The following is a 13,630-nucleotide window of genomic DNA, read 5'->3' on the forward strand; positions in this document are numbered from 1 at the left end:
TTGGCAGGGGCAATGCAAATGGCTGACCAACCGGACAACAAAATTAAAAGATCGCAGCCTTCGGCCGCTCCTGCATGGCTTCGCGTAGCTCTGTAGAAGCGGCCGAAGGCTGCGATCTTTTTCAACACCAGAACCAACGCGGTGCATCTGACCAACCTCACGCCACCCTCTGGTGCGCTAAGGTAAAACGAAACGTTAACGTCACCCCGCAGTCCGTAGCTCATCGGCACCACTCGGCAAAAAGGCTCGCCATGCTCACCACCCTCAAGCAAGAAGGCTTCCTGCTGTTGGCGTTGATCGCCTTCATCGTCGCGGCCTAACCAACGCCATCGAAGGCATGACTCATTTCGTGTTGTTTGCGACGTTTATCATGGTGTCGCTGCTGGGACTCTGAAGGCCCCCACAAAACCAATGTGGGAGCTAGCCTGCTCGCGATAGCGGTGTGTCATACACAGAATATGTCGACTGACACGCCGCCTTCGCGAGCAAGCCCGCTCCCACAGTTTTGATCGGTGTTGTATCAGGTCCCTGCTATCAACTGTCGCGCCGCCTGGCTGTGATCGGCAATCAAGCCCTTCAGATCCAGCCCCTCGACCTCCCCGTCAATCACCCGCCACTTGCCGCCGACCATCACCCGGTCCGCGCGATCGGCGCCGCACAGCAGCAGGGCCGAGACCGGATCATGGCTACCGGAGAAGCGCAGTTCATCGAGCTTGAACAGCGCCAGGTCGGCCTGCTTGCCCACCGCCAGTTCACCGATATCGGTACGGCCCAACAGGCTGGCCGAACCTTTGGTCGCCCAGCCGAGCACGCGTTCCGGGGTGATCTTCTCGGCGCCGTAGCGCAGGCGCTGGATGTACAGGGCCTGGCGCGCTTCGAGCATCATGTTCGAGGCATCGTTGGAGGCCGAACCGTCCACGCCCAGACCCAGCAGGGCGCCGGCGTCAGTCAAATCGATGCTCGGGCAGATGCCCGAGGCCAGGCGCATGTTCGAGCTCGGGCAATGGCAGATACCGGTGCCGGCGGCGCCGAGGCGGGCGATCTCGTCCGGGTTGAAGTGGATTCCATGGGCCAGCCAGGTACGCGGGCCGAGCCAGCCGACGCTGTCCAGATAATCCACGGTGCGCAGGCCGAAGCGTTGCAGGCAGAAATCTTCTTCGTCGAGGGTTTCTGCCAGATGGGTGTGCAGGCGCACGTCGAGTTGGTTCGCCAGTTCGGCGCTGGCCGACATGATTTCCGGGGTCACCGAGAACGGCGAGCACGGTGCCAGGGCGATCTGGATTTGCGCGCCGTCACCGCGTTCGTGGTACTCGGCGATCAGTCTCTGGCTGTCGGCGAGGATCACTTCGCCTTCCTGCACCGTCTGTTGCGGCGGCAGGCCACCGTCCTTTTCGCCGAGGCTCATGGAGCCGCGGGTGAGCATGGCGCGCATGCCCAGTTCGCGAACGCTCTCGACTTGCACGTCGATGGCATTTTCCAGACCTTCCGGAAACAGGTAGTGATGGTCGGCGGCGGTGGTGCAGCCGGACAGCAGCAATTCGGCCAGTGCGACCTTGGTGGCGAGGGCGAGTTTTTCCGGGGTCAGGCGTGCCCAGACCGGGTACAGGGTTTTCAGCCATGGAAACAGCGGCTGATTGACCACCGGCGCCCAGGCGCGGGTCAGGGTTTGATAGAAGTGGTGATGGGTGTTGATCAGGCCCGGCAGGATCACATGCTCGCGAGCATCGAACACTTCATTGCACGGCGCGGATGGTTGTTGACCGGCGCCGAGTACCTCGACGATCAAGCCGTCTTGCAGCACCAGGCCGCCACGGGCATCGAGACCGTTGGAGGTGAAAATGGCGAGGGGATTTTTTAACCAGGTACGGGTCGCAGGCATGTTGGCCGGCTCCTCTGAAAGTTGGGTTCAGGGTTGCCAGCTCAGTGTTGCCCTGTCTGCTGATCCAGGTTCGCCGGGGAGGCGAGGTGGGCAGTTTCGATCAAAACGCCGTTATGGGCAAGCCCGGCCCGACAGGACAACAAAAAACCCTGTGGGAGCGAGCTTGCTCGCGATAGCGGTGTGTCAGTCAAATCGTTGTTGGTTGTGCCGCCGTCATCGCGGGCAAGCCCGCTCCCACAGGGTAGTGTGTTGGTGGCGTTTACCAGGGAATGGTCTCACCCCGGTAATTGATGAAGTGGTGTCCGCCCTTGCCGACATACGCATTCACCTGATCGACCAGGCCGCGCGTGCTGGTTTCGACGTCGATGTCCGCGCCTTCACCGCCCATGTCGGTCTTCACCCAGCCCGGGTGCAGCGACAGGACAGTGAGCGTTGTATCGCCCAACTGAGTGACGAAGCTGTTGGTCATGGAGTTGAGTGCTGCCTTGCTGGCCTTGTACAGCGCCAGCTCCGGTGCATCGGGCATGGTCACGCTGCCCAGCACCGAACTCATGAACGCCAGCACGCCGCTGTCCGGACGGATCTGTTCGACAAAACGCTGGGCCAGGTTGATCGGCGCCACGGCATTGGTGAAAAACAGCTGGCCGACCTCGGCCATCGTCGCGCCACCGTTGGGTGTCTGGACATCCGGCCCCTTGACCCCGGCATTGACGAACAACAGGTCAAACACCTCACCCTTGAGTTGTTGGCCCAGGGCAGACACCTCTTGCTGATCGTCCATGTCGAGCTTTTCGATCCGCACCTTGCCCAGGGCCTGCAAGGCCTCGGCTTTTTGCGGGTCGCGCACGGTGGCGGTGACTTGCCAGCCATCGGCCAGCAGGGTTTTCACCAGCCCGAGACCAAGCCCCCGGGAGGCGCCGATAATGAGTGCGGTTTTTACCTTGGACATGAGTGGCTTCCTTGAAAATTCAGGATCGTGGATTCAATGGACACTGTTGCCCGAGCCGTTGTTGCAACTCTTCGCGTAGCGCGCCGAGTTCGGCCATGCGGGCTTCGATCAGTTTGAGTTTGTCTTGCAGCCGTTGCGTGACGGCGCTGGCCCGGGCTAATTCACCGATGCGCATCATGACGTCTCGAAGGGGCTTGACCTTGGAGCATACTCCAGGCTTTAGCCTTGTTGCTCCCTGAATTGATGGAGCAATGACGATGTGGACTACAACGCAATATCGCCGGTTGGTGCAAGGTAGTGCCTGGTACGACTTGTTGGTGACGATGGCGTTTGTCACGCCGTGGAGTTTTGCGGCGTTGCATGGGGTTTTGACTGCGCTGAGCCAGTCGTTGAGTTTGCCGGGTGAGCTGCCACCGTTCGAACCGGTACACATGTTGATGGCGAACCTGTTGGGCTCGATCGTCTGCGTGTGGGCGGTGCTGCGGATTCGTGATCCGCAGCAGGTTTTCGGACGGTATGACGCCGTGGCCAGATTCCTGTTCTCGGCCTGGCAGGCTTATGCCCTGATCCAGGGGGCGAGTTCATTGCTTGTGGTTTTTCTGGTGTTTGAATTGGCGTGGGGCGTGGCTCAGGTGTTGCCTGTTCGGGCCCCTTCGCGGGCAAGCCCGCTCCCACATGGGATGGGTGTGAACTCGGTCAAATGTGGGAGCGGGCTTGCTCGCGAAGAGGACCGAACAGGCACAGCCTAATGCCCGGCCTGCCACGGCTGCCCCAACGACACCGGCGCATACAACCGTGTCCGCAGCGCATCCCGTGACAACAGCACCAGCACTACTATGGTCGCGACATACGGCAGCATCGCCAGCAGGCTCGACGGAATCGCCAGCCCCAATCCCTGCGCCACCAGGTGCAGGATGCTGGCGAGCCCGAACAGGTACGCGCCGAGCAGCAGGCGCCACACCCGCCAACTGGCGAACACCACCAGCGCCAAGGCAATCCAGCCGCGCCCGGCGCTCATGTTCTCCGCCCACATCGGGGTGTACGCCAGGGACAGATAGGCACCGGCCAAACCGGCCATCGCGCCACCAAACAACACCGCCAACGTACGCACTGACAACACCGGCAAACCCATGGCACTGGCGGCAGCGGGATTTTCCCCGACGGCTTGAATGATCAGCCCGACACGGCTTTTCAGAATGACCCAGGCCACCAGCGTAAACAGTGCGAACGACAGATAGACCAACAGGTCCTGGGCAAACAGCATCCGCCCGATCAGCGGGATCTGGCTCAGATAGGGAATCGCCAAGGGTTCGAAACCTGCCAGCGGCTTGCCGACCCAGGCCGCACCGACAAAGGTCGACAGGCCCACGCCGAAAATCGTCAGGGCCAGACCGCTGGCCACCTGATTGGCGTTGAATACCAGCGCCACCAGAGCAAACAGCGATGACAGCAGCATCCCGGCGAACATCGCCAGCAATACGCCGAGCCACAGGTGCCCGGTGTTGAACGCGACGATGAAACCGATCACCGCGCCAAACAGCATCATGCCTTCCTGGCCCAGGTTGAGGACGCCGCTTTTCTCGCAGATCAGTTCCCCCAGCGCCACCAACAACAACGGCGTACCGCAGCGGACCATGGCGTAGAAAATATTGCTCAGCAGATCGATATCCATCACAACGCTCCTGCGTGTACGGCGGTGGCTTGGGCACGACGGTTCCAGCGCAGGTTCAAGCGTGGCCGGTAGAGAATCAGCACGTCACTGGCCAGCAGGAAAAACAGCATCATGCCCTGGAACAATTGGGTGATCGCTTGCGGCAGGTTCAGGCTCATTTGTGCGCTTTCGCCGCCGATGTACAGCAGCGCCATCAACAGGCTGGAAAACAGGATCCCGAGCGGATTCAGGCGGCCGAGAAACGCCACGGTGATCGCCGCATAGCCGTAGCCCGGCGAGACCTGCGGCACCAACTGACCGATCGGCCCGGTGACTTCGCACACACCGGCAAGGCCGGCCAGACCGCCGCTGATCAATAGCGCGAGCCAGATCAGGCGCTTCTCGCGAAAACCGACGAAACCGGCGGCCCGCTTATCCAGCCCGAGCACTTTGATCTGGAAGCCGACAAAGCTTTTCTGCAACAGCACCCACACCGCCACTAATGCCAGCAGGGCGAAATACACCCCGGCGTGAACCCGTCCATCCTCCATCAAGAGCGGCAAGCGGCTGGCATCCCCGAACATCGCTGACTCGGGGAAGTTGAACCCGGCGGGATCCTTCAACGGACCGTGAACGCAGAACAGCAACAGGTTCAGCGCGATGTAGTTGAGCATGATGCTGGTCAGGATTTCATTGGCGTTGAAGCGTGTGCGCAACCACGCCGTCAGGCCGGCCCAGGCAGCACCGGCCAGGGTGCCGGTGAGCAGAATCGCCACCAGCGCCCAGCGGCTTTGCAGATCGATGATGTTGACCGCCAGCGCACTGCCGGCCAATGCACCGAGCAGCAGTTGACCTTCGGCACCGATGTTCCAGATGCGCGCCTGGTAGGCGACGGCCAGGCCCAATGCGCACAGCAGAATCGGCAGGGCTTTGACCAACAATTCAGAGACGCCATACAGGTCGCTGACCGGCGCGATCAGCAGCGTATGCAAGGTCAACAGCGGGTCATGCCCGAGCGCGATGAACAACAATGATCCACAGCCCAGGGTCAGCGCAGCCGCCAGCAACGGCGAGCACCACAGCATCAGCCGCGATTGCTGGCCACGGGGTTCAAGAGAAAGCAGCATGTGACACTCCGTTAGCGCGTGGCGGATGCGAGTGATTGAGGGGCAGCGAACTGGCCGGCCATCCAGCCGCCGACATCGCTCAGGCGCGTATCGACCGTGGCGTTCAGTGCCGACAGGCGACCGCTGCACAAGGCGCCAAGGCGGTCGCAGATCTGGAACAGTTCGTCGAGGTCTTCGGAAATCACCAGGATCGCCGCGCCGGCATCGCGCAAGGCAATCAAGGCGCGGTGAATGGTGGCGGCCGCGCCGACGTCCACACCCCAGGTCGGGTGCGCGGCGATCAGGAGTTTGGGTTGCTGAAGGATTTCCCGGCCGAGGATGAATTTTTGCAGGTTGCCGCCGGACAGGCTGCGGGCCGGGGTCTGGCTATCGGGTGTCTTGACCCCGAAACGGCGGATGATTTCCTCGGCCAACACTTCGACTCTACTGCGCCGGATCAGACCCTTACTCACCAGTCCTTGCTGGAAAGCGGTCAATAGCGCGTTGTCTGCCAGGCTCAACGCTGGCACCGCGCCATGGCCCAGGCGTTCGGCAGGGACGAAGCTCAGGCCAAGTCTGCGACGTGCGTCGGGGTGTAAATGGGCAACCGGTTCCTGGCCAAAGCGCAGGGTTGCGCCTTCGTTGCGATTGAGGCGTTGTTCGCCGCTGAGCAAAGCCAGCAGTTCGTCCTGGCCATTGCCCGCGACACCGGCGATACCGACGATTTCACCGCTGCGCACTTCAAGATTGATGTCCTTGAGCGAGCACCCGAACGGGTCCGGGTTGTGCCAGGACAATCCGCGTACATCAAGGAACGCATCACCCCCGGTCACCTTCCTATAGTTTGCGTTCAGCTGCGCCGCCTCACCGACCATCAGGCGCGCCAGTTGCCGATCCGTACAGTCGGCTGGCACGCAATGTCCGGTCACGCGCCCGCCGCGCAGTACCGTCGCGCTCTGGCACAACGCGCGGACTTCCCCGAGCTTGTGGCTGATGAACAAAATGCTGCAGCCCTCGGCGGCGAGCCGGCGCAGGGTGACGAACAAGTCGTCGGCCTCTTGCGGCGTCAGCACCGAAGTCGGTTCATCGAGAATCAACAGGCGGATGTCTTGCATCAGGCAGCGAATGATTTCCACCCGTTGCCGTTCCCCAATCGACAGGCTGTGGACAAGTCGCTCCGGTTCCAGCGCCATGCCATAGCGCCGGGACACCTCGCGAATCTTTGGCTCAAGTTGTCTGGGTGTGCCTGCCGCTGCGCCCATGGCCAGGGCGATGTTCTGCGCCACGCTCAAGGTTTCGAAAAGCGAGAAGTGCTGGAACACCATGCCGATGCCCAGGCCTCGCGCCTGGGCCGGGTTGCGCAGGCTTACTCGCTGACCTTGCCAGATCACCTCGCCCGAATCGGCCTGGGTGACGCCGTAGATGATTTTCATCAGTGTGCTTTTGCCCGCGCCGTTTTCCCCAAGCAGGGCATGGATCTCGCCAGGGGCAATGGTCAGGTCGATGGCATCGTTGGCCAGGCAACCGGGGTAGCGTTTGCTGATTCCGTGCAGTTGCAGGCGCGGAACCGGATCCGCGATTGGAGCGTGATTGGGCATGACAGGCTCGGTGCTGTTGGACTTGTGCCTGTGGATAAAGCAATTTTCTGGCCACTAGGTCAGGAAAACGTCGAAGTCCTTCGAGCAGAGGCGTTGATTACGCAGCTTTCAAATGAGCCACGCAGAGCCCGGCACCACATGGGGGCAAGGGTGCAAATCAAGCCCCGATTTTGCTCGTGGGCTTTTGCTCAAAAAATGATCAATCGACCACAACCCATACCGTGCAGGGTGCCGAGACGGCCATGAACGGGTTATCCACAGATTGCTCCACAGTATTTGTGCGCAAGCTCAAGGCATGGGCATAAGCACTGGGTGGCTTTCTTCTAAAGGTGATAAATCGCCGTAACTGTTTGTTTTTGCTTGAATTTGATGTGCTTGATAGCAGATTGGACGAAAATTGAGCAAAGTCCGCAAAGCCGCATGACAGAAGGGTTACAGCGGTATGTGCTCAGGTTATCCACAGCCGGGTGCACAGCAGATGTGGGCAAATATGGAATAAGTGGAAAAGCGGCGTGCCCCAAAAGATCGCAGCACGATTCCGTGTAGGAACTGCCGAAGGCTGCGATCTTTTGCGCTTGTTTTCAGCGCTGCAAGAGAATACGTCCACGACTCAAATCGGCCAGCTGTGACTGCAAGGTATCGATCTGCGCATCGCCTACCGCCAACTGCAACTCGACACCATTGGCGGTGAAGCTTTCATCCACAACCAGTCCACCTGCCTCCGCCACCCGCAGCTTGACCAACGCCAACTCGGCAAACCCGCAAGCGCATCGCAACGGCACCCGGCTGATCAACTCAACCTTTGGCGCCGCTTGCAGGCATTTGTTCGCACCGCCGCCATAGGCCCGGGCGAGACCACCGGTGCCCAGTTGGATGCCGCCGTACCAGCGGATCACCAGCACCGCGACCTGATCACAATCCTGTGCCTCTATTGCCGCCAGAATCGGCCGACCTGCCGTACCACCGGGTTCGCCATCATCGGTGCTGCGATATTGATCGCCGAGCTTCCACGCCCAGCAGTTGTGCGAGGCATTCAAGTCACTGTGCTGTTCAATGAACGCCTGGGCCTCGGCCGGGCTGGAGATCGGCGCGGCGAAGGTGATGAAGCGGCTCTTGCGAATCTCTTCGCGGTATTCGCAAAAACCGCTGAGGGTAAAAGGCATACGTACCTGAATGGCTATTTAAATGGCAGGTTTCAGGCCGCAGCCCTTGAGAATGATGCGGATCAGGTTGTTCCCGGCGTCTTCCATGTCTTGCTTGGTCAACCTGGTGCGCCCGGTGACGCGGCAGATCTGCGTGGCGAAGTCGGCGTAATGCTGGGTACTGCCCCACAACAGGAAGATCAGGTGCACCGGATCGACCGGGTCCATTTTACCGGCGTCGATCCAGGCCTGGAACACGCCCGCACGGCCCTGGAACCAGGCGCGATAGTCCTGGTTGAAATACTCGGTCAGGCACTCACCGCCACTGATGACTTCCATGGCGAAAATCCGCGAGGCTTGCGGCTGGCGGCGGGAGAACTCCATTTTGGCGCGAATGTAACGGGTCAAGGCCTCGGTCGGATCATCCTCGGCCGTGAGGGTGTTGAAGGTGCTGTCCCACAACTCGATGATGTTGCTCAGCACCGCCACGTACAAACCGAGCTTGTTGGTGAAGTAGTAATGCAGGTTTGCCTTGGGCAGCCCGGCGTTCTGGGCGATGGTGTTCATGCTCGTGCCTTTGTACCCGTGACGGGCGAACTCGTCTTCGGCGGCTTTGATGATGGTCTCTTCGTTCTTCTGACGAATGCGGCTGGCGGGTTTTGCGCCATGGGCTGGGACTTCAAAGGTCATAAGCACTTCCGAACTGGTGGGTGGGACGGCCAGAGTGTTGATAACGTACCCGCAGGCTACACACAAGTCTTTGGGGCAAACCAATCTACTGTGGGAGCGAGCCTGCTCGCGAAGACGGAACATCAGTCGATATCAATGCAGCTGACACACCGCTTTCGCGAGCAGGCTCGCTCCCACAGGACTTCTTCAAATATGCAATTCAACGCGTCGCGGCCAGGCTCTCGAGAAAGCTCTCCAGCACCAGATGCGGGCGACGCCCCTTGCGTGTGACCGAGGCCAGGCTCAGGTCATAGAAGCGCGTTTTTGCTTTCAACGCTCGCAACCGGCCCTGCTGTACCCAAAGACTCGCATAGTGATCCGGCAGATAACCGATATAGCGTCCGGTCAGGATCAGGAAGGCCATGCCTTCGCGGTCCGAGGCGCTGGCGGTGCAATTGAGCGCCTGGTAGTGGGCCTGGATCTCCGCTGGCAATCGAAAGGTGGGTGCGATGGCGTCCTGACTGTTCAGGCGTTCGTCGTCCAGTTGTTTGTCGTCGACATAAAACAGCGGATGGCCGACCGCGCAATACAGCAGCGAGCGTTCGCTATACAACGGTTGGTACTCCAGCCCCGACAGTGCGCTTGCCTGCGGCACCACGCCGACGTGCAGACGGCCGTCGAGTACGCCTTGTTCGACCTCATTGGGCGCGATCATGCGGATCTGGATCTGCACGTCCGGGCCGCGCTCTTTCAACTGCGCGAGGGCATGGGTGATGCGCATGTGGGGCAGGGTGACCAGGTTGTCCGTCAGACCAATGATCAATTCACCACGCAAGTGCTGGTGCAGGCCGTTGACCTCGGTACGGAAGCTTTCCAGCGCACTCAACAGTTGCAACGCCGATTGATAGACCTCGCGACCTTCCTCGGTCAGGGAAAAACCGGCGCGTCCACGTTGGCACAGGCGCAGGCCGAGGCGTTGCTCCAGATCGCTCATCTGCTGGCTGATCGCTGAACGACCAATGCCCAGCACGGTTTCCGCCGCGGAGAAGCCGCCGCATTCCACCACGCTACGAAAGATCCTCAGCAGGCGAATATCAAAGTCGCTGACCTGGGCCAGCGGATCGGGACGGCGAGCGCTCATGCGGGTTACTCAAAGTTTAGTGATTGGCTGACTGAACATTAGAAGAGTTGCATTTCACAGACTTTATCCCCGTGGCAATTTAGCTGCAACAACGGTTTTCAATCCTTACGCCGCTTACTGCCTTGCGAGGTTTTGCCCATGAACTTGCCTGAAAACGCCCCGACTTCGCTGGCCAGCCAGCTCAAGCTCGATGCTCACTGGATGCCTTACACCGCCAACCGCAACTTCCAGCGCGACCCGCGCCTGATCGTTGGCGCCGAAGGCAGCTGGCTGATCGACGACAAGGGGCGCAAGGTGTATGACTCGCTGTCGGGCCTGTGGACCTGTGGCGCCGGGCACACCCGCAAGGAAATCCAGGAAGCGGTCGCCAGGCAACTGGGCACGCTCGATTACTCGCCAGGCTTCCAGTACGGTCATCCGCTGTCGTTCCAGCTGGCCGAGAAAATCACCGACCTGACCCCGGGCAACCTGAACCACGTGTTCTTCACCGACTCGGGTTCCGAGTGTGCTGACACCGCGGTGAAGATGGTCCGTGCCTACTGGCGCTTGAAGGGCCAGTCGACCAAAACCAAGATGATCGGCCGTGCCCGTGGCTACCACGGTGTGAACATCGCGGGCACCAGCCTCGGCGGCGTGAACGGCAACCGCAAATTGTTCGGTCAGGCGATGATGGACGTCGACCACCTGCCGCACACTCTGCTGGCAAGCAACGCCTACTCCCGTGGCATGCCGGAGCAGGGTGGCATCGCCCTGGCTGACGAACTGCTCAAGCTGATCGAACTGCACGATGCATCGAACATCGCGGCGGTATTCGTCGAGCCATTGGCCGGTTCCGCTGGCGTGCTGGTTCCGCCGCAGGGTTACCTCAAGCGTCTGCGTGAAATCTGCGACCAGCACAACATCCTGCTGGTGTTCGACGAAGTGATCACCGGTTTCGGCCGTACCGGCACCATGTTCGGCGCCACCACCTTCGGCGTGACCCCGGACCTGATGTGCATTGCCAAGCAAGTCACCAACGGCGCGATCCCGATGGGCGCGGTGATTGCCAGCTCCGAGATCTACCAGACCTTCATGAATCAGCCGACGCCTGAGTACGCGGTTGAATTCCCCCATGGCTACACCTATTCGGCACACCCGGTGGCGTGCGCGGCGGGCCTGGCAGCACTCGACCTGCTGCAAAAGGAAAACCTGGTACAGAGCGTGGCCGACGTCGCACCGCATTTCGAGAATGCGTTGCACGGCCTCAAAGGCACCAAGAACATTATCGACATCCGCAACTTCGGCCTGGCCGGTGCGATCCAGATCGCTCCACGTGACGGCGACGCGATCGTGCGTCCGTTCGAAGCCGGCATGGCGCTGTGGAAAGCCGGGTTCTATGTCCGCTTCGGCGGCGACACCCTGCAGTTCGGCCCAACCTTCAACAGCAAGCCGCAGGACCTGGATCGTCTGTTCGACGCGGTCGGCGAAGTGCTGGGCAAGATCGACTGATTTCTCCTTCTATATACCTATAAACAACGGGCGTTCGGGAACGGGCGCCTGTGGACAACTTTTCAGGAGCTTCCATGAGCGTTATTCCGCATTTGATCAATGGCGAACTGGTGACCGAGAACGGTCGCGCGGTTGATGTGTTCAACCCGTCTACCGGTCAGGCTATTCACAAGTTGCCGCTGGCGACCCGCGAAACCATCCAGAGCGCCATCGACGCGGCCAAGGCTGCATTCCCGGCCTGGCGCAACACGCCACCGGCCAAGCGTGCCCAGGTGATGTTCCGCTTCAAGCAACTGCTGGAGCAAAACGAAGCACGTATCGCGCAACTGATCAGCGAAGAACACGGCAAGACCCTGGAAGATGCTGCCGGTGAATTGAAGCGCGGCATCGAGAACGTCGAGTTCGCTTGCGCGGCTCCGGAAATCCTCAAGGGCGAGTACAGTCGCAACGTCGGCCCGAACATCGATGCCTGGTCTGACTTCCAGCCGTTGGGCGTTGTCGCCGGTATCACGCCGTTCAACTTCCCGGCTATGGTGCCGCTGTGGATGTACCCGCTGGCGATCGTCTGCGGTAACTGTTTCATCCTCAAACCGTCCGAGCGTGACCCGAGCTCGACGCTGCTGATTGCCCAGTTGCTGCTGGAAGCCGGTTTGCCTAAAGGCGTACTGAGCGTGGTGCACGGCGACAAGACTGCGGTGGATGCGTTGATCGAGGCGCCGGAAGTCAAGGCGCTGAGCTTCGTCGGTTCGACGCCGATTGCTGAATACATCTACTCCGAAGGCACCAAGCGCGGCAAACGCGTTCAGGCCCTGGGTGGTGCGAAGAACCACGCCGTGCTGATGCCGGATGCCGATCTGGATAACGCTGTCAGCGCACTGATGGGCGCGGCTTACGGTTCTTGCGGTGAGCGCTGCATGGCGATCTCTGTGGCGGTGTGTGTCGGTGACCAGGTCGCAGACGCTCTGGTGGCCAAACTGGTTCCGCAAATCCAGGCGCTGAAAATCGGTGCCGGTACTTCCTGCGGGCTGGACATGGGCCCACTGGTGACTGGCCAGGCTCGTGACAAAGTCAGCGGTTATGTAGAAGACGGCGTAGCCGCTGGCGCGACGCTGGTGGTGGATGGTCGTGGCCTGACCGTGGCCGGTCATGAAGAAGGCTTCTTCCTGGGTGGTTGCCTGTTCGACAACGTCACGCCAGAGATGCGTATCTATAAAGAAGAGATCTTCGGGCCGGTGCTGTGCGTTGTTCGGGTCAACAGCCTGGAAGAAGCCATGCAGCTGATCAACGACCACGAGTATGGCAACGGCACCTGCATCTTCACCCGTGACGGCGAGGCGGCGCGGTTGTTCTGCGACGAGATCGAAGTCGGCATGGTCGGCGTCAACGTACCGTTGCCGGTGCCGGTCGCCTATCACAGCTTCGGCGGCTGGAAGCGTTCGCTGTTCGGCGACCTGCACGCCTACGGCCCGGATGGCGTGCGTTTCTACACCCGCCGCAAGGCCATCACCCAGCGCTGGCCGCAGCGTGCGAGCCATGAAGCTTCGCAGTTCGCGTTTCCTAGCTTGTAAGTAGAAGGGCGTAGAAGGCCGATCCATTGGGTCGGCCTTTTTGGTTTAGGGGCTTTTTGGGGCTATATGACAGATTTGTGAAAACAGGTGTTGACGGCAGATTCTGGAGGCCTATAATTCGCCCCACTTCCGGCGCAGTCGAAACGGAAAACTCCTTGCTAAACAAAGAGTTACGCAGTTTTCGGCAGCAGGTTGCTTCAGTTCATCGAAGCGCCAAGGAAGTTGAAAAAGAGGTGTTGACAGCAGCGGGTAACGCTGTAGAATTCTCCTCCCGCTGACGAGAGATCGAAAGCGCAAGTGGTTGAAGTTGTTAAGGATTCCTTGAGAACTTCTGAAAATAATCACTTGACAGCAAATGAGGCTGCTGTAGAATGCGCGCCTCGGTTGAGACGAAAGATCTTAACCAACCGCTCTTTAACAACTGAATCAAGCAATTCGT

General features: G+C 60.3%; 13 protein-coding genes. 4 read left to right on the forward strand and 9 right to left on the reverse strand.

Features of this window, described 5'->3' with window-relative positions; translation table 11 throughout:
* Positions 1 to 74: 74 nt before the first annotated feature.
* A complete protein-coding gene (locus PPUTUW4_RS02985) occupies positions 75 to 320 on the forward strand; it encodes a hypothetical protein (RefSeq protein ID WP_041474771.1) in 246 nt (81 codons plus the stop codon).
* Between the two features lie 200 nt (positions 321 to 520).
* Here PPUTUW4_RS02985 and PPUTUW4_RS02990 read toward each other — a convergent pair whose 3' ends face one another.
* The 3 genes from PPUTUW4_RS02990 to PPUTUW4_RS30005 form a co-directional block, all read right to left on the reverse strand.
* On the reverse strand, positions 521 to 1,879 hold the full coding sequence (locus PPUTUW4_RS02990; protein ID WP_015093338.1) for an 8-oxoguanine deaminase: 1,359 nt from the start codon (positions 1,877 to 1,879) through the stop codon (positions 521 to 523).
* Positions 1,880 to 2,138: 259 nt separating this feature from the next.
* A complete protein-coding gene (locus tag PPUTUW4_RS02995) occupies positions 2,139 to 2,828 on the reverse strand; it encodes an SDR family oxidoreductase (protein ID WP_015093339.1) in 690 nt (229 codons plus the stop codon).
* Between the two features lie 19 nt (positions 2,829 to 2,847).
* Positions 2,848 to 3,006: a hypothetical protein gene (locus tag PPUTUW4_RS30005; protein ID WP_015093340.1), complete on the reverse strand. Its 159-nt coding sequence runs from the start codon at positions 3,004 to 3,006 to the stop codon at positions 2,848 to 2,850.
* Positions 3,007 to 3,085: 79 nt separating this feature from the next.
* On the opposite strand from PPUTUW4_RS30005, the gene PPUTUW4_RS03000 reads away from it, so the two are divergent.
* Complete coding sequence (locus PPUTUW4_RS03000; protein WP_015093341.1) at positions 3,086 to 3,577, forward strand: hypothetical protein; 492 nt, start codon at positions 3,086 to 3,088, stop codon at positions 3,575 to 3,577.
* Here the strand turns inward: PPUTUW4_RS03000 and PPUTUW4_RS03005 are convergent.
* The 6 genes from PPUTUW4_RS03005 to PPUTUW4_RS03030 form a co-directional block, all read right to left on the reverse strand.
* Entirely contained in the window at positions 3,574 to 4,500 is a 927-nt protein-coding gene (locus PPUTUW4_RS03005; protein ID WP_015093342.1) for an ABC transporter permease, read from the reverse strand. The genes PPUTUW4_RS03000 and PPUTUW4_RS03005 overlap by 4 nt on opposite strands.
* Positions 4,500 to 5,606, reverse strand: a complete 1,107-nt coding sequence (locus PPUTUW4_RS03010; RefSeq protein ID WP_015093343.1) for an ABC transporter permease — start codon at positions 5,604 to 5,606, stop codon at positions 4,500 to 4,502. The genes PPUTUW4_RS03005 and PPUTUW4_RS03010 overlap by 1 nt, the downstream gene beginning before the upstream one ends.
* Positions 5,607 to 5,617: 11 nt before the next feature.
* A complete protein-coding gene (locus tag PPUTUW4_RS03015) occupies positions 5,618 to 7,183 on the reverse strand; it encodes an ABC transporter ATP-binding protein (protein ID WP_015093344.1) in 1,566 nt (521 codons plus the stop codon).
* A 581-nt stretch (positions 7,184 to 7,764) separates the two neighbouring features.
* Positions 7,765 to 8,346, reverse strand: a complete 582-nt coding sequence (locus PPUTUW4_RS03020; protein ID WP_015093345.1) for a YigZ family protein — start codon at positions 8,344 to 8,346, stop codon at positions 7,765 to 7,767.
* Between the two features lie 18 nt (positions 8,347 to 8,364).
* Positions 8,365 to 9,015 (reverse strand): TetR/AcrR family transcriptional regulator, encoded by a 651-nt coding sequence (locus PPUTUW4_RS03025; protein ID WP_015093346.1) that lies wholly within the window; start codon positions 9,013 to 9,015, stop codon positions 8,365 to 8,367.
* A 199-nt stretch (positions 9,016 to 9,214) separates the two neighbouring features.
* A complete protein-coding gene (locus PPUTUW4_RS03030; protein ID WP_015093347.1) occupies positions 9,215 to 10,135 on the reverse strand; it encodes a LysR family transcriptional regulator in 921 nt (306 codons plus the stop codon).
* 138 nt (positions 10,136 to 10,273) lie between these two features.
* Between PPUTUW4_RS03030 and PPUTUW4_RS03035 the strand changes: the two genes are divergently transcribed.
* Both PPUTUW4_RS03035 and PPUTUW4_RS03040 read left to right on the forward strand, forming a co-directional pair.
* Complete coding sequence (locus tag PPUTUW4_RS03035; RefSeq protein ID WP_015093348.1) at positions 10,274 to 11,623, forward strand: aspartate aminotransferase family protein; 1,350 nt, start codon at positions 10,274 to 10,276, stop codon at positions 11,621 to 11,623.
* A 74-nt stretch (positions 11,624 to 11,697) separates the two neighbouring features.
* Positions 11,698 to 13,191 carry a CoA-acylating methylmalonate-semialdehyde dehydrogenase gene (locus PPUTUW4_RS03040; protein ID WP_008021905.1) on the forward strand — a complete coding sequence of 498 codons (1,494 nt, stop codon included), beginning with the start codon at positions 11,698 to 11,700 and terminating at the stop codon, positions 13,189 to 13,191.
* Positions 13,192 to 13,630: the final 439 nt, after the last annotated feature.

This window comes from Pseudomonas sp. UW4 (genome assembly GCF_000316175.1).
In the GTDB taxonomy this organism is placed as follows: Bacteria; Pseudomonadota; Gammaproteobacteria; order Pseudomonadales; family Pseudomonadaceae; genus Aquipseudomonas; species Aquipseudomonas laurylsulfatiphila.

Excerpts from the sequence above, each read along its gene's own strand:
- PPUTUW4_RS02985 (WP_041474771.1), top strand. The coding sequence starts at position 75 with ATGGCTTCGCGTAGCTCTGTAGAAGCGGCCGAAGGCTGCGATCTTTTT.
- PPUTUW4_RS02990 (WP_015093338.1), bottom strand. The coding sequence starts at position 1,879 with ATGCCTGCGACCCGTACCTGGTTAAAAAATCCCCTCGCCATTTTCACC.
- PPUTUW4_RS02995 (WP_015093339.1), bottom strand. The coding sequence starts at position 2,828 with ATGTCCAAGGTAAAAACCGCACTCATTATCGGCGCCTCCCGGGGGCTT.
- PPUTUW4_RS30005 (WP_015093340.1), bottom strand. The coding sequence starts at position 3,006 with ATGATGCGCATCGGTGAATTAGCCCGGGCCAGCGCCGTCACGCAACGG.
- PPUTUW4_RS03000 (WP_015093341.1), top strand. The coding sequence starts at position 3,086 with ATGTGGACTACAACGCAATATCGCCGGTTGGTGCAAGGTAGTGCCTGG.
- PPUTUW4_RS03005 (WP_015093342.1), bottom strand. The coding sequence starts at position 4,500 with ATGGATATCGATCTGCTGAGCAATATTTTCTACGCCATGGTCCGCTGC.
- PPUTUW4_RS03010 (WP_015093343.1), bottom strand. The coding sequence starts at position 5,606 with ATGCTGCTTTCTCTTGAACCCCGTGGCCAGCAATCGCGGCTGATGCTG.
- PPUTUW4_RS03015 (WP_015093344.1), bottom strand. The coding sequence starts at position 7,183 with ATGCCCAATCACGCTCCAATCGCGGATCCGGTTCCGCGCCTGCAACTG.
- PPUTUW4_RS03020 (WP_015093345.1), bottom strand. The coding sequence starts at position 8,346 with ATGCCTTTTACCCTCAGCGGTTTTTGCGAATACCGCGAAGAGATTCGC.
- PPUTUW4_RS03025 (WP_015093346.1), bottom strand. The coding sequence starts at position 9,015 with ATGACCTTTGAAGTCCCAGCCCATGGCGCAAAACCCGCCAGCCGCATT.
- PPUTUW4_RS03030 (WP_015093347.1), bottom strand. The coding sequence starts at position 10,135 with ATGAGCGCTCGCCGTCCCGATCCGCTGGCCCAGGTCAGCGACTTTGAT.
- PPUTUW4_RS03035 (WP_015093348.1), top strand. The coding sequence starts at position 10,274 with ATGAACTTGCCTGAAAACGCCCCGACTTCGCTGGCCAGCCAGCTCAAG.
- PPUTUW4_RS03040 (WP_008021905.1), top strand. The coding sequence starts at position 11,698 with ATGAGCGTTATTCCGCATTTGATCAATGGCGAACTGGTGACCGAGAAC.